The organism is Paenibacillus sp. ACRSA, assembly GCF_022346845.1.
Lineage (GTDB): Bacteria > Bacillota > Bacilli > Paenibacillales > Paenibacillaceae > Paenibacillus.
On the sequence record NZ_JAKRNP010000017.1, the window covers coordinates 42,209 to 60,679 of the forward strand.

The 18,471-nt window shown below is 46.9% G+C and carries 21 protein-coding genes and 1 pseudogene; 2 read left to right on the plus strand and 20 right to left on the minus strand.

From position 1 onward, the window contains the following. Positions 1 to 41: 41 nt before the first annotated feature. The 8 genes and pseudogenes from MH215_RS26445 to MH215_RS26480 all read right to left on the minus strand — a co-directional run bounded on the left by MH215_RS26445 (position 42) and on the right by MH215_RS26480 (position 4,916). On the minus strand, positions 42 to 1,181 hold the full coding sequence (locus tag MH215_RS26445) for a CgeB family protein (protein ID WP_239293977.1): 1,140 nt from the start codon (positions 1,179 to 1,181) through the stop codon (positions 42 to 44). Positions 1,182 to 1,288: 107 nt separating this feature from the next. After that, positions 1,289 to 2,383, minus strand: a complete 1,095-nt coding sequence (locus tag MH215_RS26450) for a CgeB family protein (RefSeq protein WP_239293978.1) — start codon at positions 2,381 to 2,383, stop codon at positions 1,289 to 1,291. Positions 2,384 to 2,607: 224 nt separating this feature from the next. Beyond that, entirely contained in the window at positions 2,608 to 2,952 is a 345-nt protein-coding gene (locus MH215_RS26455) for a hypothetical protein (protein WP_235540899.1), read from the minus strand. A 1-nt stretch (position 2,953) separates the two neighbouring features. Then, entirely contained in the window at positions 2,954 to 3,253 is a 300-nt protein-coding gene (locus MH215_RS26460; protein WP_056702643.1) for a hypothetical protein, read from the minus strand. Continuing rightward, entirely contained in the window at positions 3,250 to 3,591 is a 342-nt protein-coding gene (locus MH215_RS26465; protein WP_056702637.1) for an alpha-helical endospore appendage domain-containing protein, read from the minus strand. The genes MH215_RS26460 and MH215_RS26465 overlap by 4 nt, the downstream gene beginning before the upstream one ends. Positions 3,592 to 3,614: 23 nt before the next feature. Then, positions 3,615 to 3,902 (minus strand): hypothetical protein, encoded by a 288-nt coding sequence (locus MH215_RS26470; RefSeq protein WP_056702634.1) that lies wholly within the window; start codon positions 3,900 to 3,902, stop codon positions 3,615 to 3,617. 122 nt (positions 3,903 to 4,024) lie between these two features. Further along, positions 4,025 to 4,390: pseudogene (locus MH215_RS26475) on the minus strand (ATP-binding cassette domain-containing protein); the annotation flags it as partial. A 184-nt stretch (positions 4,391 to 4,574) separates the two neighbouring features. Continuing rightward, on the minus strand, positions 4,575 to 4,916 hold the full coding sequence (locus tag MH215_RS26480; protein ID WP_145049773.1) for a hypothetical protein: 342 nt from the start codon (positions 4,914 to 4,916) through the stop codon (positions 4,575 to 4,577). A 256-nt stretch (positions 4,917 to 5,172) separates the two neighbouring features. On the opposite strand from MH215_RS26480, the gene MH215_RS26485 reads away from it, so the two are divergent. Further along, positions 5,173 to 5,316, plus strand: a complete 144-nt coding sequence (locus MH215_RS26485) for a hypothetical protein (protein ID WP_239293979.1) — start codon at positions 5,173 to 5,175, stop codon at positions 5,314 to 5,316. A 189-nt stretch (positions 5,317 to 5,505) separates the two neighbouring features. On the opposite strand, the gene modB is transcribed toward MH215_RS26485, so the two are convergent. Both modB and modA read right to left on the minus strand, forming a co-directional pair. Beyond that, positions 5,506 to 6,189, minus strand: a complete 684-nt coding sequence (gene modB / locus MH215_RS26490; RefSeq protein ID WP_239293980.1) for a molybdate ABC transporter permease subunit — start codon at positions 6,187 to 6,189, stop codon at positions 5,506 to 5,508. Further along, positions 6,186 to 7,055 (minus strand): molybdate ABC transporter substrate-binding protein, encoded by an 870-nt coding sequence (modA, locus tag MH215_RS26495; RefSeq protein WP_239293981.1) that lies wholly within the window; start codon positions 7,053 to 7,055, stop codon positions 6,186 to 6,188. Before modA ends, modB begins: the two co-directional genes overlap by 4 nt. Positions 7,056 to 7,413: 358 nt before the next feature. Here modA and MH215_RS26500 point away from each other — a divergent pair, with 358 nt between their 5' ends. Then, entirely contained in the window at positions 7,414 to 8,472 is a 1,059-nt protein-coding gene (locus MH215_RS26500; RefSeq protein ID WP_239293982.1) for a substrate-binding domain-containing protein, read from the plus strand. 142 nt (positions 8,473 to 8,614) lie between these two features. Here the strand turns inward: MH215_RS26500 and MH215_RS26505 are convergent, their stop codons facing one another. From MH215_RS26505 to cntA, 10 genes are all read right to left on the minus strand, one after another. Further along, positions 8,615 to 8,947 (minus strand): DUF3024 domain-containing protein, encoded by a 333-nt coding sequence (locus MH215_RS26505; protein ID WP_239293983.1) that lies wholly within the window; start codon positions 8,945 to 8,947, stop codon positions 8,615 to 8,617. Between the two features lie 79 nt (positions 8,948 to 9,026). Beyond that, positions 9,027 to 9,296, minus strand: coding sequence for a 30S ribosomal protein S14 (rpsN, locus tag MH215_RS26510; RefSeq protein WP_128103379.1), 270 nt, complete (start codon positions 9,294 to 9,296; stop codon positions 9,027 to 9,029). 32 nt (positions 9,297 to 9,328) lie between these two features. Then, positions 9,329 to 10,528 carry a GTP-binding protein gene (locus MH215_RS26515; RefSeq protein WP_239293984.1) on the minus strand — a complete coding sequence of 400 codons (1,200 nt, stop codon included), beginning with the start codon at positions 10,526 to 10,528 and terminating at the stop codon, positions 9,329 to 9,331. Positions 10,529 to 10,781: 253 nt separating this feature from the next. Continuing rightward, entirely contained in the window at positions 10,782 to 12,014 is a 1,233-nt protein-coding gene (cntE, locus tag MH215_RS26520) for a staphylopine family metallophore export MFS transporter CntE (RefSeq protein WP_343224616.1), read from the minus strand. 26 nt (positions 12,015 to 12,040) lie between these two features. After that, positions 12,041 to 13,234 (minus strand): staphylopine family metallophore export MFS transporter CntE, encoded by a 1,194-nt coding sequence (cntE, locus tag MH215_RS26525; protein WP_239293985.1) that lies wholly within the window; start codon positions 13,232 to 13,234, stop codon positions 12,041 to 12,043. 14 nt (positions 13,235 to 13,248) lie between these two features. Continuing rightward, entirely contained in the window at positions 13,249 to 13,995 is a 747-nt protein-coding gene (locus tag MH215_RS26530; protein ID WP_239293986.1) for an ABC transporter ATP-binding protein, read from the minus strand. Beyond that, entirely contained in the window at positions 13,996 to 14,805 is an 810-nt protein-coding gene (gene cntD, locus MH215_RS26535; RefSeq protein ID WP_239293987.1) for a staphylopine uptake ABC transporter ATP-binding protein CntD, read from the minus strand. Continuing rightward, complete coding sequence (cntC, locus tag MH215_RS26540) at positions 14,786 to 15,682, minus strand: staphylopine uptake ABC transporter permease subunit CntC (RefSeq protein WP_239293988.1); 897 nt, start codon at positions 15,680 to 15,682, stop codon at positions 14,786 to 14,788. The genes cntD and cntC overlap by 20 nt, the downstream gene beginning before the upstream one ends. Next, positions 15,682 to 16,614, minus strand: a complete 933-nt coding sequence (opp1B, locus tag MH215_RS26545) for a nickel/cobalt ABC transporter permease (RefSeq protein WP_239293989.1) — start codon at positions 16,612 to 16,614, stop codon at positions 15,682 to 15,684. The genes cntC and opp1B overlap by 1 nt, the downstream gene beginning before the upstream one ends. Before the next feature lie 13 nt (positions 16,615 to 16,627). Beyond that, on the minus strand, positions 16,628 to 18,226 hold the full coding sequence (gene cntA, locus MH215_RS26550) for a staphylopine-dependent metal ABC transporter substrate-binding lipoprotein (RefSeq protein ID WP_239294013.1): 1,599 nt from the start codon (positions 18,224 to 18,226) through the stop codon (positions 16,628 to 16,630). Between the last annotated feature and the right edge of the window lie 245 nt (positions 18,227 to 18,471).

The following is an 18,471-nucleotide window of genomic DNA, read 5'->3' on the forward strand; positions in this document are numbered from 1 at the left end:
GAGCATACGGGTTCTGTGCACACCTCCTTCCGGCTATAAAGTTAAGGAAAGATAATGGTCAGCATTTCATTGATTCTTTTGCCATAGGTGTGATCCTTGAGTGTCCGTTCCAAGCCTCGAAGAGCAATTTCACGCCGCTCTTTCTCATGGGCAAGATAATATTCAACTTTTTCGAGCAACTCCTGAGGAGAAGAATACGTCTCGATCTCTACACCTGGTTTGTAGAAACGGGCAAGATCGTCACGTGCATCCGTAAGTTGCAGGGTTGCCGATGCCGAAATTTCGAATGTTCTTGGATTCGGAGAAGCAGGTGGAATTTTGAGATGGTTATTGTTCACTGAATCATCCTCATGGGAACGGTGTAGGTTAATCACGATTTTGGTGCCGTTGTATACATCATTGGTTTCCTGCGGCGTCATCCAGCGGCCAAGTTCGATTTTCTCGCCATAGGACGTATAGTCAGGCAGACGATCCCACCAAATCCCGTTAAATACAGTTTGGTGTGTCATCAGCTGTGCCATGATTGGATTGAAGAAGTAGACCCGGTTCCAGTATGCCGAACCGATAAAGCTAACCTCGCGATGTAGTGGAGAAGGTGTTGTAATCGGGAAGTAATGATTCGTGAATGCGGCAAAGGGCAGATAATGCACAGAAGCACAGCCACTTTGTCGATAGAGGTCAACGCAATTGAGTTCCAGTGTGAAGATATGGTCAAAATGTTTTACAGTCTCAAGCGTCATATCCGTGTAGTAAGGATCATCGGTAAGCCAGATCGCTGTCGGTATTCCGGCTTGGCGAATGGCATCAATATGCTCCATTGGAATATCCATGCCATCCAACACAATTACCAGGTCAGGACGCGATTGCAGGGCAATCTCGGACACAGGCTGACGCGGATCAGTTAATGTGACTTGAGACACCATGCTCTGGAGTGTAGCCATGATGGCTTCATCAAGAGGTGAATATGGGAAACCTTTGCCTGAAGATACGTAGAGGACGTGGATGGGGCGAAACGGCAGCGGTTCCTGTGCGCAATTGACGATATAGTTGGCACGACCGCGCAGGTATCCCTCTTCTTTCCCTGCATCGTATCCGGCATGCTGTCCATTCTTGCGAGCCTGATCTGCCAAACTAAGCACAGGCGCATGGAATTGCTTGTTCTTTCTGTGTTTGATAGACATACCGCCACTCCTTCTTATATAAAATGACTTCACCGTAATAGTTCTCCTCGTATGTGCTCCAATCGTTGACAAGCAAGCTTTTGGAACAGCATTTATAGAGGATATATCTACAGATGCCCCAGCAATTGCGCCATACGGTGTGTAAAAGTATGCTGGTTTAACGTTGTAAGCAGTCCGCGCCAAGCGATAGCTTCACGTTCCTTATGGTGCTGGAGGTAATAACCAATTTTGTGCTGAAGCTCGGCTGCTGTCGTGAAGGTTTCGATGTCATAACCTGGCCGATAATACCTTGAAAGGTCACTCCGTGCATCCGTAATCTGCATCGTGCCACACGCATTAATCTCGTAAGTGCGCGGATTAATTGACCGACCTTCGAGATGATGTGTATTTCGATTATCCTCGCCGTTCTTGCACGTGCGGTGGACATTGATAACAATTTTGGCACCGTTGTAATAGTCCACTGTTGCTCCGGGATCGAGCCAGCCTTCACGAATGAATCGACCCAGAATATCCAAACGGGTCAGTCGATTCCATTGACTCCCTGCAATAAATACTTTCTTGTCAGCCAAAAACGGAGCGAGTTCATCGAACAAGGCAATTCGATTCCAGAATCCTGTACCGATAAAACAAATGTCGTATTGATGCTGTGGTTCGGTACGTCGTGGCTGGAATAGACCCGGATTCACCGCAAGTGGTAAATAGATGACGCTTCGTGCTCCATGAGCTTGATAAAAGGGAATCGCAGCTTCCTCATGGGTAAACACAACATCATAATGTTGGCAGATGTGAACCGTATCCTCGGTAAAGTACGGATCATCCACGAACCAGATGGCTGTTCGAATGCCGAGTGCACGTATACCCTCTACTTGCTCCAGGTGATCTGCTGGAAATACATGCAATCCATTCATGACCAACACAACATCAGGTCGATGCTCGCTCGCTTCCTGCAGCATCATTGTCGACGTTCCGACAACACACTCCCGAACAGACCGCTGCAGTGCTTCGATGATGCCTCCATCAATGGCATCAAATCCCTGTGGGATATACAGCACCTTCATATCACGCTTCGCTGGCTCAACCGGTTGAACGCGCTCCAACATGGCCTGACAACCGCCGAATCGGCGGCCTTCTGCATAACCGCCGCGGTATGCTACCTCCGCTTCGCTGAGCGCGCGGTGTCGTTTCTTCGCCACATTCTTCACCCTGTCTTCCTTCAGGAGATGCCTCTTCAGCTTCTCCCCGAGATTGGTGTTCCCTCTAAAGGATATGCCCCGGGGTCAGATGCATCATGGACGGGTGTCCTGTAAGGCACAAAATTGGCGCTTGCCCTCCACATCCGCCTGTACGGGCATGTCCGCTTATGCGGCCAAGCAAATAGCCCGGGAAGAAAGTTCATCCCGGGCTAATGTCTTTTATAGTTACTCGGTTATTGTGCTTTGTAAGCTAACTGATGTCCGTCCTCGAATCCCTTGGCGAAACCCGCGTTGAATCCCTCGTTGTACGCTTCGGTGTATCCTTGGCTGTACGCGTTGTCCGGGTTTGGATCGGTAGGGGTAGCCGGGACGAATGGTTGTGCTGCTTGTTTTACACTCCGATGCCGGCGTACCACACGTTTCTTTTTTTTGAGCCACGCACTACGTCCTTTGAGGGTGCGTTTGTGTACTATTCGTTTCCCTTTGAGGGCGCGAAGCTTACGAATTCTGCGCAGACGAGCTCCACGAGCCAAGAGTGCACGTTTCGTTCTTAATCGTGCTTTTTTCTTCTTTAACATATTAGCATTCCTCCTGTAGATCCCGAACGATGCGGATTGCATAGTCTGGGTGCTTGAGCCAAGGCAATCCCGGCTCGCCATACCGAATACGAGCTAATCGAATTCCTGTCGCCATACGAGACATTTCTTCTTGGTAGCGACTTAGTAGACGGATGTTCTCGGCAAGATTTCGGGCAGATACCTCTGAATGAGCAGATACGCTGGCGACGCTGTCCAGAATACGAGCCAGCGCCTGCTGACTATGCGCAATAGATTCAATAAGGGCCAGTTTCGCCTCCTGCTCACGTCGCAACAGACTCATTTTCCGAGATCCCCCAGATCCATACCGCCAAACATGCCACCATCCATACCGCCGCTGTCTCCACCCTCATCCTGGATCATGACAGCTTTTAAGTTGTTACAGAGTCCCGTTTCCATCCGAGTTAGCCCTTCCAACATCTCCACTAATTGCTCATGCATCTTCAGTGGCTCTGCGACTTGGTCACCATGGGTCACAAAGGTATCCCCATTCAGATGATTGAGTGTCCAATTTCGCACCTTCTCTGCTTCAATGGCCTTCGCTTCCAAAATCAGCGCAATGTTCCATTGCATTTTTGCTGCAGCATCCAGCATGAGAATAAGGCTTTGCTCTCTACTCATGTTCGTTCACCCGCCTTCCGGGCTTATTCTTCTTCTTGGCCTGCGATCTCCCGCATGACCTGACTTAGCGTTTCCGCTACAGCTTCCTCTAGATCAGCAAGACCTCCCAAGTAAGAGATAATGCTTTTGTTGATCTGTCCTGAACTGTCCAGCATGCCTTCGACACCATCAAGCTCTGGTTCCATATCCGGCAAATGATTAATAATTTCAGACATGCGCACAGCAACCTGACGTTTAGCATCTAATACGCGCGCAAGCTGCTGATGAGAATGTGCAATATGTGTGAGTATTTCATCGACTTTGCTCTGCATACTCCTCCTCCTTGCCGTCACGGCCTGCTTCAACCCATACAAAAACCCGGCCTATCAGCATTTGCCTGCTACAGCATATGCCGGGCCGGGAGTGTCAGTTACTCCAGCTTGCGCCTATATCATCAGATGACGTAACTCCAATCGGAGGAATATCGGCTGAGGAATTGTCTCGTTCGTTCCTGCTTAGGTCGTACAAAAATATCCTCTGGCGTTCCTTCTTCGACAATAACGCCTCCATCCATGAAGATGACACGATTCGCATCTTCGCGAGCAAACCCCATCTCATGGATGACGACGACCATCGTAATCCCCTGTTGGGCGATGAATCGTATAACAGAGAGCACCTCACCCACCAATTCGAGTTCAAGCGCCGAGGTCGGTTCATTAAATAGAATGACTTCTGGATTCAATGCCAGAGCACGCGCAATGCCTACACGTTGATACTGCCCACCGGACAGCATGCTTTGTGCTAGGTTAATAGGACATCCTGATAACGTTATAGAACTTCTCTATGTTTGATTACATCCCTTGTCTGTTCAATAGAAAAAAGCCATTCTTCCCTTGAACTAACTTGGGAGAATAGCTTCTATCTAATCTTCATCTCTCTGATCTAAGACATACTTATCTGGTCTCTATCCAAACTTCAACGAGACTTTGATTCATATTGCTTATCTATGTTCTACGGCTTGCCCACTTAATCTTGCGTGCCACTTCTACACGTTGCACTTGAAGTAAACCGATACGTGCCTCAAACTTCTCACGTTCGTCCTTGGAGTGTGCAGCATGCAGTTGGTTACATAGCCCTGTTAACTTGCTGTTAATATGATCCAGCCTTGTCCAAAGCTCTTCTTCAGGTGATCGTTGTTGTTGCTGCTCCCCCGCCGGCTGAAATACTTTGAGCTGGTGGATCAGGGACTGCTGCCACTCTTGATCCTGAATTTGGATGGCAAAATGCAAAAGATCCAGATAGTCGTCAATTTGCAACGATACGCCGCAATCAGGTTTCGTATTCATTCGTCGTCTCTCCTTATTTCAGTGCTGGGCTGGAATCAGTTACTTCTATTTTACAGGATAGACCCCATTTAGGCGAGAGGTGAAAGCGTTAAATTTGGATTTTTTTTGTTTTTTTCCACATATAGAAGCTTTCAATTGACTTATAGATAGAATGGATTAGAGTTCGCTACTCCCAGAAACCGTTCCATAATAGAATGACACCTAATCTATAATCTGAACGAATAGTTGTTATTCCATCATGAAGGGAAGGTTACCGATGACAGAACATTATCGCCTAGCCACACTGGAAGACGCTGAATCGTTGCTTGCCGTTACTTTGGATGCATACGAGACGATTCGTGCGCTAAACATTCCGTTTCCTGCAGGACATGCCACATTGGAGGTTATCAGAATAACGTAACTCAGCATGAGTGTTATCTGCTTGTTAGACCCTGAACGTGATCTTGCCCAATTTGTGCAAACAGGTTAGCGCCAAGATTCTACTCTCATAATTTAATATCCGTATACAGATCTAACTCAAAAACCCGCTTAAAGGAAACAACTTTCCTCTTCAGCGGGTTTGCTTAATTTCCTCCTGTCGTTTCATGGATCAATCATTACTGCTTCGCGATTGTCTTGTCAGGAACAGCATCATAAATGAGATCACGACAATGGTACATGTCCACGCCCATGCCATCGTCTGATTCCCGGAATCCACAGCAACATAGATTGCCGTAGGCACCGTTTGCGTTTTGCCTGGAATATTACCTGCAATCATCAGTGTAGCGCCGAATTCACCGAGAGCTCGAGCAAACCCCAATATAAATGCGGTCATCAATGCTCTACCAGCCAATGGCAGGGAAATGTACCAGAATACTTGCCACTCATTCGCACCAATGGATCGACCTGCTGCTTCCAGATCCCGATCAATTCCGGAAAATCCAGATTTCATCGTTTGATAGACCAGTGGAAAGGCGACCACAACAGCAGCTATAACCGCAGCCCACCATGAGAAGATGACTGGCGCCGAGAAGATGGCTTCAATCCATTGACCAAGCAGACTTTTACGTCCTAACAGCACAAGTAACAGGAACCCAACGACGGTTGGAGGTAATACAAGCGGAAGCATGAAGAACGTTTCCAGAAAAATTTTGCCCCGGAACGAAGCACGCGACATCTTCCAAGCTACAACAATCCCAAGCACGGCAGCAATGACACTGGATAGAAGAGCGACCTGAAGCGATAGTCGAACCGGCGACCAAAATACCGACCAGTCTATGGCGTTAACATTCATTCCGGAATGGAGAACCCGTATTTGGCGAACACGTCCAGTACCTCAGGTGATTGCAAATACGTATAGAATTGTTCCGCTTCTGTCCGGTGCTTCGTGCCTTCAATGATTCCTACTGGATAATTGGCTGGTGTGTAGCTATTTTTGTCTACTTCAAACGCAATCTTCACCTGATCAGAGGTCAACGCATCTGTTTTATATACAAATCCAGCATCTGCATTCCCCGTCTCAACGTACTGTAATACTTGTCTCACATCCTTACCCTGTACGAGCTTGCTCTCCAGTTGATCCCACATCTTCGCATTGGTCAATGCTTCCTTGGCATACGTACCTGCAGGTACACTTTCTGGAATGCCGATCGCAATGGTTTTAATTGTATCTGAGGTAAGATCCTTCTCACTGCTCACTTCATTCGCACGATCAGCAGAGACAACAGCCACTAATGAGTTTTGGAGTAAATTTTGCTGATCTGCTTCAGCAATCAAATTCTCTTCCACGAGAGCATTTAAGTTTTTACTTGCAGCGGAGACAAAAATATCAGATGGCGCTCCTTGCTCAATCTGTTGCTGTAACGCACCCGAAGCACCAAAGTTAAAATTCAGTTTAATGTTAGGGTTAGCCGCTTCAAAGCTTGTCTCAATTTCTTTCATCGCATCCGTCAGACTTGCAGCAGCCGAGATAGTTAACTCCACCGTTTCCTGCGGATCCACATTCTCTGTTGTACTGTTCTCCCCTGATGCTGTAGTAGACGCCGCGGACCCCGTTGCCGAGGACGCATCTGGAGTGCCTGTGTTCGCCCCACATCCGCTCAATACAAGAGCTAGTCCAAGTGACATACTTCCCAGTACATATCCGATTCTCTGTCTCATTCTTTCTCCCCCAATGTTATGTTTCGTTATAACTAGATATAATTAACTATAATTCATTATACACAAGAGCGTTAAAATGGGAAGGTGACATAGCTCACATTCTATTTTTAATGACGTTTAGATCGGATGATTGCACGCTCTCTGGTTTATGGTTCCCCTCAATTAATGGTATAGTACAAGAGACATCGATTAAGACGAATCATGCGATACCATAGATGAAGAAAAATGATTTAACCCTAAAATACATCTATACCTTTCTCTCTTGAAAATGACTTCATCATACTATGCCATCGAAATGGCGAGTGTCCTATGTATACATTTATTTATTTTATATACCTTTGAAGGAGGATCTTCACTAATGACGGAGGAGCAATCCTATACGACCGAAGAAATATCGAAGCTACTCAAAATATCCAAGCTGACGGTCTATGACCTGATCAAAAAAGGAGACCTTGTTGCTTACCGCGTAGGCAAACAGATGAGAGTGGACGCCACCGATCTGGAGGCATATAAACATCGCTCCAAACAGCTCCAATCCGGCATTAATCGAACTGCTGCCGCGGAATCAGCAGCTCGTTCACAAGGTTCAGGCGACAAGGATACCGATTTAATGAACACAGACTTGGTTCTACATCCGGTATCCGCACCAGGCTCTTCATCTACCGTGACTGTATATCCTCCTACAAGCTCCCAGCAGAACCACCTGTCTGCCCGCCATCTTGTCATTACGGGTCAGGATGTGAGCCTAGATATTCTCATGCGCCATATGGAGAAACAAACGCAGAATATCCGTCCCCTCCGCTCATTCATGGGCAGCCTAGACGGATTAATTTCGATGTATCGCGGTGAATCGGATCTCGTCAGCACTCATTTGCTTGATGGAGATACAGGAGAGTACAACTTACCCTATATTCGCAAAATCTTGATTGGCTGGTCTTACGTAGTGGTGAACCTGCTGTCACGCCCAGCTGGCCTCTATGTACCACGGGGTAATCCGCGTGGCCTTAAGGATTGGCGTGACCTGAACCAGCCTGATCTCCGATTGGCTAATCGTGAGAAGGGGTCTGGCGCGCGGGTTTTGCTGGATGAGCAGCTTCGTCTCCACGGCATCTCCCCCTCCCAATTGACGGGATACGATATAGAGGAAACCAGTCATATGGGCGTCGCAGCGAAAGTTAGTACAGGTGAAGCTGATGTAGGGGTGGGAATTGAGAAGGCCGTTCGGCTCATTGGCCAGGTTGATTTTATCCCCCTTGTGCAGGAACGATACGATCTAGTTATGCTTAGAAAACAAGGAAACGAAGCGTGGGTAGACTCGGTATTACGTATCTTGCAATCCTCCGAATTTAGGCAGGAACTGCAAACGTTTGAAGGCTACGATGTTTCACGTACAGGGGAAATTTTATACGAAGTGTAGTATCTAAACTGGACGTAATGCATGTATGTTCATTTAGCAGCTTACTACAATGTATGTCGTGTTCATATCTCACTGGCGATGGAAATGATTAAAATAAAAATGCCGCTGCATGGATTGCAGCGGCATTTATCCGTTCTAAGCATTAGCGCCAAAACACGCCTGCTTCATCTCGTTCCACCTGTTCAAGTAAATCCTCAAAATGCTGGCAAGGTTGTATCGCATCTACTGTATCCCAGCGATCATGCTTATCCTTGGCAAACACCTTCCAGCGATGCTCATCCCACTCGAATCTGGCAATATCCAGCTTGTCCCATCGGTAACGCTCCTGGGCTGGTCTTTCTTCGGTCAGAATTAGCTCATTCTGATCCATACGATAGGTCAACTTCACCATCGTTCGCAGCGGTGCAGGTACTTTCTCATGGATATACCCGTCCAGTATGGACTCAATTCGGCAAACGGTAAAGGAGTCTAGCATGGTATTACCTCCCCAACTGGTCTAATACAGACAACCAAACCGACTTATGAACACGCTTATGAACACATAGGCATATTCGTTACCAGCTTGACTTTGTCACACCCGGGATCTGTCCTTTGTGAGCCAGTTCACGGAAGACAATCCGTGATACTTTGAATTTGCGTAGGTATCCTCTTGGCCGACCTGTAACCTCACAACGATTTTTCAATCGAGTAGGAGAGGCATTGCGTGGTAGTTTCTGCAACGCTTCGTAATCTCCTTTTTCTTTGAGCTCACGGCGCAGCTCTGCATATCGAGCTACAATGGCTTGACGTTTTTTCTCACGAACAACTTTTGACTTTTTGGCCATATTTACATCTCCTTATCGTTTCAGCTTATCTTCTAAACCACGGCGTCCACAGGCCATGGCAGTGGATTATCAAACCCTGTCCAATCGGATTGCATCTCATCATCACTAAGTAAACACTGATCCAGCTCTTCTTCTATGATGGCTCGGTCCATCTCAATCCCGATCATTACTAGCTCAGTCTGGCGATCCCCCCACTGGGCATCCCACTTCGCTCGAACCTCAGGCTCACTCTGCCATATTTCTTCCCGATCCGCTTCCGGCAACGCTGCTACCCAGTGTCCCGCAGGTCCAAACTGGATGGATGGCCCGGCTTGGCTAAGACTGGCTGCCACATCTCCTTCAGCTGCAAGCCAGACCAAACCTTTTGCACGTACAACTTCTTCCGGCCAATAACTCATAAATTCCGCTAGACGGGAAGGATGGAATGGTTTTCTCCGGCGGTACACAAAGGAACCTATGCCGTATTCCTCGGTTTCGGGTGTATGAGTCTCTTTCTCCAGTTCCTGAATCCATCCAGCAGACATGCTCACTCGTTCGAAGTCGAAGCGGCCTGTGTTCAAAATTTCAGACGGCTGAACTTGACCGTTCACCGTACGGATAATTTTGGCATGAGGCTGTAGCTTGCGAATGATACCTTCAAGCTTATTCAACTCCACATCATCGACTAGGTCACATTTGTTCAGCAGCAGTACGTCACACGTTTCAATCTGATCGATCAACAAGTCTACGACATCACGCGTATCGTCGTCCCCGGTAGCCTGATTCCGATCCAGAAGACTCTGTCCTGACGCAAAATCATGCCAAAACCGGTTAGCATCGACCACGGTTACTAAGCAATCCAGTTTAGCTAGACGGGTCAGATCAATACCCGATTCTTCATCGGCGTATGTAAAGGTCTGTGCTACAGGAACTGGCTCACTTATCCCCGTTGATTCGATCAGGATATAGTCGAACCTGCCTTCATTTACCAGCTTCTCGATCTCCTGCATCAGATCATCCCGCAAGGTGCAGCAGATACAGCCGTTAGACAACTCCACCAGCTTCTCTTCCGTACGCGAGAGTGTCGCTTCTCCTCGAACGAATGCGGCATCAATGTTCACTTCACTCATGTCGTTAACAATCACGGCAACCTTCAAGCCTTGCCGATTATGCAGAATATGATTCAGAACCGTCGTTTTACCTGAACCGAGGTAACCGCTGAGTACAGTTACCGGCACTTGCTTTTGTGTCATGCATATCTACTCCTTATAGGTACAGTTCATCTTAATGAACCTTAATAGTAATTATTACTATTAACAAGAAAGACTATAATCCTGTTCGTCGCTGTTGTCAAATTTTTTTTTTACAATATGGTCCTGATCTTGAATAAAAAAAAAGGCTTATGCCCTGTTCTCCTGCGGTTTCTACCTAACGATAGATCTAGGAAATTTCAGTTCATAAGTCTTCACTAGAAAAATATAAACAAACACCTACTCACTCTGCTGTTCAGTTCGCCACCACATACCTGTCCCTATTGCCTGCTTCCATCCGCTCACGGAATAACACGACCAGAACCAAGGCCACCACGGAGAGCAGTGTACAGATCATAAACATCGTCGAATACGAGCTTACTTGCACAATGATGCCCATGGCGAGTCCGCCGAGAGAGAAGCCCAGATCGTACGACGACATGAAGATGCCCATAAGTACATATCTGGAATCCGCAGGCAGCACAAAGGAGAGATAAGTCGTCAATGTTGGATACAGCAAAGCTACGGCAAAACCGCTAAACACTGCCGAGAGATATACGAGTGATCCGATCGTCTCCAGCAGGCTGAGTAACTGCGTTCCCAGTGCTGCACTTAGCAGTAATCCTGCCATCAGCCAGGTACTCCAGCTCCCGTCCGACGGGATTTTTTTGCGCAGGATGAACCGGCACAGAATAACCACTAAGCCTTGAATCGTTAGAAACAGCCCAGCACTCGCTGCTCCCGTGGACACCATATACAAGGGAAGAAACGTCGCCGTTGCTCCAAACACACATGAAGCAAAGAGCATCACTATACTGCTAATTAACAGGGGTGTACTACGCCAGATGCCGCTGAATGAACGCAGCATATCGCCCAAAGTGTACGATTTGTTCTGTACTGTACTTTGGGGCAGATCCACGGAGTAACCAATCAATAAGGGAAGTGCAGCCAGCCCCAATATCAGTACAGTGAACCACAGATCATTGGCATTCTCCCAAATCTGAATGGCAAGGATCGGGATCACTAGCGTGGGAACCATCGTAAATAAGGTGTACATGGACAAGCCTTGCGCACGGTCTTTATCCTCAAGCTTCTCTACAATCCCCGCTTGCATCGTCATCGAGAAAAACGCTGTTGCCACACCCTGCAATGCCCGCAGCCACAGATACGCCTCCACACCAAACACAACAAACAACAGCAGCGTTCCCGCATGCAGAAGCAGTAACCCCTTCATGACACGAAGCGGCCCATACTTGCCCAGCAGTTGCGCTGCAAAAGGTCTTAATAGCATACACGTGAACATGTATGCCCCCATCATGAGACCAATCTCCGCCTGATTTAACCCCGCTGCCTCGCTCCGTAAAGGCAGAATAATGGTCAGCGCAGCATTGGCTGCAAAAAATAAAAAGGCCAGCATATAAAACCGAAAAAAAGATAAGGATGCCGGGTTTAACTTTCCATGGGATGTCACAATTTCAGAATCCTTCAATGCATCGTACCTACTTTCTCTGGAAGTCAGCTCACAGATGTACCCGTAACCGCATTACGCCGTTCATAGGCAAAAACGATCATCACCGCTCCCAGAATAGCACAGATCATGTACATCATTGAATAGGAAAATAAGTCAGCCAGTGGCCCCATGATTACACCACCGAGAGAAATACCCAGATCTGCTGTCGCAATAAACAAGCCGATCAATACATTGCGGTTCAGCTGAGGTAATACAAATGACAGATAGGTCGTTAATGTCGGATACAGAATCGCTTGAGCAATGCCCATCAAAATCGCACCGATATAAAAGGGAACCACCCCTCCTGTGGTCGACATGCTTACGCATAGCGCAGCTAAAGCGAGCAGAAACATCGTACCCATGATAAATGGCGCATGCCATCGTCCATCGGAAGGAATCCGTTTCCTAAGCACAATTCGTGCCAGCACCACCGTCCCCGCTTGAAGCATCAGATAGATGCCAGCATTACCGCTCGGAATCTGACTTGCATAGAGCGGAATAAACGTCGTAATTGCTCCAAATACAATGGATGCACTAAGCATCAATACGCTGCAACGAAACAAATGTGAATTCTTCACCAATTGTCCAAAGGACTCCCACATACTGACAGACTGATCCTGTGCATTCCCTTCAGGCTGATCTTTATTTTTCTCTATTTTGGCGGTATAACCGAAGACTCCCGTACAGATGGCAATTCCGATTAACACAACCGTGAAATAATCCATACCGCCAGCCTGCCAAATACCTAGTGCGAGCACTGGCCCCACAATGCCCGGGATGTAACTAAACAACGAATAATACGATATGCCCTGCGATCGATCTTTTTCCGGGAGTGCATCGATAATACCAATCTGTAGAGCCATGCTAAAGAACGCGGTAGATATCCCCTGCAAAATCCGGGCAAGCAGATATCCACCTAGACCCGTAAACGTATATAAAACGAGAGCCAATCCGTTAATAATCAGAATAATACGTAAGATTTTGATAGGCCCGTGCTTTTGAATAATCTTGCCAGCCCATGGTCTAAAAAACATCGTCGTAAACATATACGCGCCCATGATTAGCCCAATGGTTGTGCTGCTAGCCCCAAAGAATTCTCCTTGTAGCGGGATGATTACATTAAGAATGGCATTGGCACTGAAGTAGAGAAGCACCAATATGTACAAACGTAAAAAAGGCCACGACATTGCTCCGCTCACAACGGGATAACCCCCTAAAATGTAATAAGATGTTTCAATAATTTCTTCGCATAATCTGACTGAACATCTCTGAGTTGCTCGGTAGGAATCACTTCTTCGATCTGACCTGCCCTGAAAATAATCACCCGGTCACAGATATAGGCTGCCGCCTGAATATCGTGTGTAATGAAGACATAACTCATCTTATAGATGTCTTTCAGTTCCTTCAATAGCTGAAGCACCTGAATCTGAACCGACACATCCAGAGAACTGATCGCTTCATCAAATACAATGCACCTTGGAGCTGTAGAGATTGCTCTGGCGATACAGACGCGCTGTGCCTCCCCGCCGGATAGCTCATGTGGATATTTGGAACGGTAGGTGGAGTCCAATCCAACCTGAGTCAGCAACAGATCTACCTTTCCCGCTATATCCTGCTCACTCTTCTTCAGCGCTTGCATCGGTTCCATAATGGCATCCTCTACCGTAAGAAACGGATTCATAGAGGACGTATAATTCTGGAACACAGCGCTGATATTGCCGATCCGGACGCGCCGATCACTCACACTTCTTCCTTCAAACTGGATCAGGCCACGATCCGGCCTCTCAATGCCCAGAATCAATCGTCCCAAGGTAGACTTCCCACTCCCACTCTCACCGATGATACCCAGACATTCGCCTTGATTGCACTCAAAGGTAACGTTGCTGAGAATTTGCTGTCGTTGTTTCGAGAACAGTCCGCCTTGGTTATACGATTTGCCCACTCCATCCACCTTCAGCATCTATACGCCCTCCTGCATCAATGTCTTGAAATGATTGCTCAGCTCCAAGCGGGTAGATACGAGATACTGAGTGTAGGCATGTGCTGGCTCCGTCAGTACAGACTGCATGCTGCCCCTCTCCACAATGATTCCATCCTTCATGACCATCACATCGTCCGCAATTTTCTTAACAACACCCAGATCATGAGAGATAAATATCATGGAACAGCCGATGCGTTCACGCAATTGAATTAATTGTTCCACCACTTCGTATTGAGAAATTGTATCCAGTGCTGTGGTTGGCTCGTCCGCAATAATGAGAGCTGGTTCGAGCACCAATGCTAGTGCAATCATGATCCGCTGCAGCATCCCGCCAGACAACTGATATGGATACTGATTCAGGATCTCAAGAGGATTCTTCAGCATGACACTTTCCATCGCATTGCAGATTCGGCGCTCTATCTCACGGACATTCCAATCAAAATGCTGCTGCAGTGTCTCTCGAATATGGACGCCAATCACACAGGAAGGATCGAATGCACTCATACCATTTTGCAAAATCATACATAGCTGCTTGCCTCTCTTGCGCCTCATCTCTTGTTCCGTCAGCGCATTCAGATCCTCACCCTGAAACAACAGCGTGCCCGATTGACGAATCCACGGCTTATTCAGCCGCATTAGCGCCCTACATGTGACAGATTTACCACTACCACTCTCACCAACAATCGCTAAGCAACTTCCCTGCTTAACTTCGAATGAACTGTCATGAATAATGACTTTGCCTGTATTGGTGTCCCACACTTTCAGGTTTTTAACCTCCACTATATTCATAAGCTGTCTTTCTCACCTCGCTTTCGTGATGCTGGACAGACTTACCCTGCGAAGTCATCAGTTTAGGATCTAGAGCAACCTGAAGTGCATCCGATAAAAAATTAAATGCCGACACAACGATCACAATTGCCAGCCCAGGTGCCAACATTAATTCGGGTCTAGAGAACATAACTTCTCTAGCTTCATTAAGCATCATGCCCCACTCTGCATGAGGTGCCTGAATACCTAGCCCTAGGAAGGATAATCCCGAGACTTGCAACATCATGGAGCACATCGCGCCACTAGCGATGACCGCAATATCCGCAAAGGTAACCGGCACAATATGCCTGGTGATGATTTTCAGGTTAGGTATGCCAGAAGCTTTGGCGAATTTCACATAATCCATGTCAGTGAACTGCATGACAGAGGTTCGAATGACGCGGGCAAACCAGGCCCATTTCATCCATACAAAAGCAATCAAAATATTTTCCAGACCGGCTCCCAAAATACCCACCACAGCTAGTGTCATCACATAACCGGGGAAAGACAGCATAATGTCACAGATTCGCATAATCCACGCATCCACTCTGCCCTTGAAATAACCCGCTACAAAGCCGACAATGGCTCCGATCAGCACAGACAACGCCAAAGCGACGAGCACCCATAACACACTGGGACGAATGCCGTAAATGAGCCTTGATAATACACATCTGCCGAGGTGATCATTGCCTAACAGATAGGTCCAGGATGACGAAGCATAACGAAGCTTCATGTTTACGGCTCCAGGATCATGCGGTGCTATGAAAGGGGCAAAGACGCCCACAATAATCGTAGCCAAGATGATGGACAACGAGGTTATTGCAAGCTTGTCTTTGCTCAGATTTTTCAGTATTCGCATTAGAATTCCTTTCTTAACCTTGGATTCATCGCAGCATTGATAATGTCGGAAAGGGTGTTAAACAGTACAAAGGTGACCGCCAAAATAAGCACATAAGCCTGAATAATCGGAAAATCTCTGCTGAGAATAGACTTCACACTAAGCCTGCCGAGTCCTGGCCAAGCAAACACATTTTCAATAACAACGGTGCTGCCCAGCACAATTGGAATCGCCATACAGAAGATCGATACAGCCACTTGCAGTGAATTACGCAAAATATGAAGCATGACCTTCCTTTCACTCAGACCGCTTGCCCGCGCATACAACACATAATCCTCATTCATATTGCTTAACATGGAGCTTCGAACGGTTCTAAAATAAATGCCTGTATAACTAACCGTGATCACAATAACCGGCAGAATATAGCTGTGATACGAATCCATTCCACTGGTCGGCAATAGATCCAGCTTGACGGAGAAGTACCAGATCATAATAGCTGCAAGCCAGTAGGACGGCATCGCCGTAAGGAAAAACGAAATGCCTCTGACCGATTGATCCAGCCATTTTCCTTCCCGCATCGCACAGACCACACCTAGTAGTATCGATAACGCAATAATAAATACCGAGGAAACTAACGTTAATTTCAACGTATTCAGAAACGCTGGGCCAATTAGCGACCAGACAGACTCACCGGATACATACGAGTGACCAAAATCAAACTGCATGACGGCCATCGCCCAGTTCATATATTGGATCAGAAACGGCTGATCAAAACCCAGTTCTTTATTCGTTTGGGCAATGAGCTCAGCCGTAATCTGCGGAACTTCCTGTGCTTGTAATACCACGACTGCTGGTTCCAAGGGCGATAGGTTAATCAGCACAAACGTTATAAATGAAATGACAATCAGTAAGGGGATAGCTAACAGAATTCGTTTGACGATATAACTTCCCATATCCATCTCCGCTCTATTTAAAATTCATCCGTTCAAAAGGCAATTCATATTGCGTCTGTTTGAATCCAATGCCCTCCAGGTTCTGGGGAGCAACAACTGTCACACGTCCGTTCGTAATCGGGATAAATACCGCCTCATCATGCACGATTTTCATAATATCGGCGTATAAGGACTTCCGTGATGCCTCATCCGTAGATACCATAACCTCGTCGATCTTCCGATACAGTTCATTCGCTTGTGCTATACCACTCGTTGTGTGCTTGTACGCTGAATCGGACGTAAACGCAGCAATGGTGCTTTGAGGATCATAAGCCAGTCCCCAGGTCTGATTGAACAACAGATCATATTCCCCGGTCGCTCTTCGATTCGCAATGGAAGTGGATTCTTCACCTACAAGCTCCAGCCCAATCCCCAGTTCTTTTCCTGCATGCTGGATTATTTCAGCTTGGATTTTCTGAGAGGAGGAGTTGCTGTCATAGTATAGTTTCATCGTTAAAGACTGACCGTTCTTCGTTCTTACAGCTCCCCCTTCTGCTGCTGTCCAGCCTGCTTGATCCAATAGTGCTTTTGCCGTTTCTGGATTATACTCTCGCAGCTTCAGATCGACATTCGCATAGTTAACGTTGGATGAGAATAGTGTGTTCGCTACCGTCTGGGTTCCATTGAAAATATCGTTGCTGATCGTCTCCCGGTCAATGGCATACCAGATTGCTTCCCGAACTGCCGTTTCTTGTACCGGACTGCCTTGCCTACTGCTATTAGCGACGATCATGCTCGTATTCATCGCCTCACTTCGAACAACCTGATAATCGCCAGATTCAGCTAATCGTTCCATCGCTTCAACATCGATGCTGTCCGCACCCCGATCATCTGTGAATACAACGTTGATTTCTCCCTTTTGTAGTGCCAAAAATGTGGTCTCTCCTGCCGGAAGAACCTTTGACGTGATTTTCTTAATTTTGGGGACTCCTGCCCAGTATTCTTCATTGGCTTCAAAAGTAGCGCTCTCTTCAACCTTATGTGCGGTAAGCTTGTATGGCCCTGTGCCATGGTGTCCGCTTACGCCGTCTTTGGTTCCACCGTCAATAAAATCCTTCGGTGAAATGAACACATATGGTCGGGTCATAGACAATTCGACCATTGCTGGATAGTAGGCATCTGATAGTGTCAACGCCACGGTGTGCTCGTCAATGACTTCCACATTCGTAATTTTGGTGGACAGTTTAATCCAGGCATGTTTCTCAGCGTTAGCCTGTACGGCTTCAATGTTTTGTTTCACGGCCTCTGCGTTAAAAGGCTCACCATCATGAAACTTCACCCCTTGGCGCAAATGAAATGTGTATGTCTTGCCATCCTCGGAGATATCCCAGGATTCAGCCAACAATGGCTTAATTCCGTCAGGTGTGTTTTCCACTAGAGACTCGTATACCATCCCTTGGGCAGGCATGGAACCTGTATATAGGTGAGGGTTCATATCGTTAATATCTTTGGCTGACGCATAGATTAATTCGTTCTTGACTTCAAGGTTGGCTGACTCTGCTGACTCTGTCGAAGCTCCATTTGGTTGCCCACAACCGGCAATAAGAACTAGGATCGATACCAACATCAACATATAAATGATTGGACTACTCTTCTTCACAACATTTCCTCCTGATGATAAAAAAATAGATATGGAAATCAATCTCATAACACCTTTAGCTGCTTCAATCAGAGCTAGATATGGATCAAAACGGTTCAATTTAGCTATATCTAGTTACTTAAAACTCGTTTTAATGAGTTATGAAATTGATTCATGTACTTATTCATGTACTTATTCATGCCAGCCGGCATGCTTCGTAACTATACTGCGGACTCTAA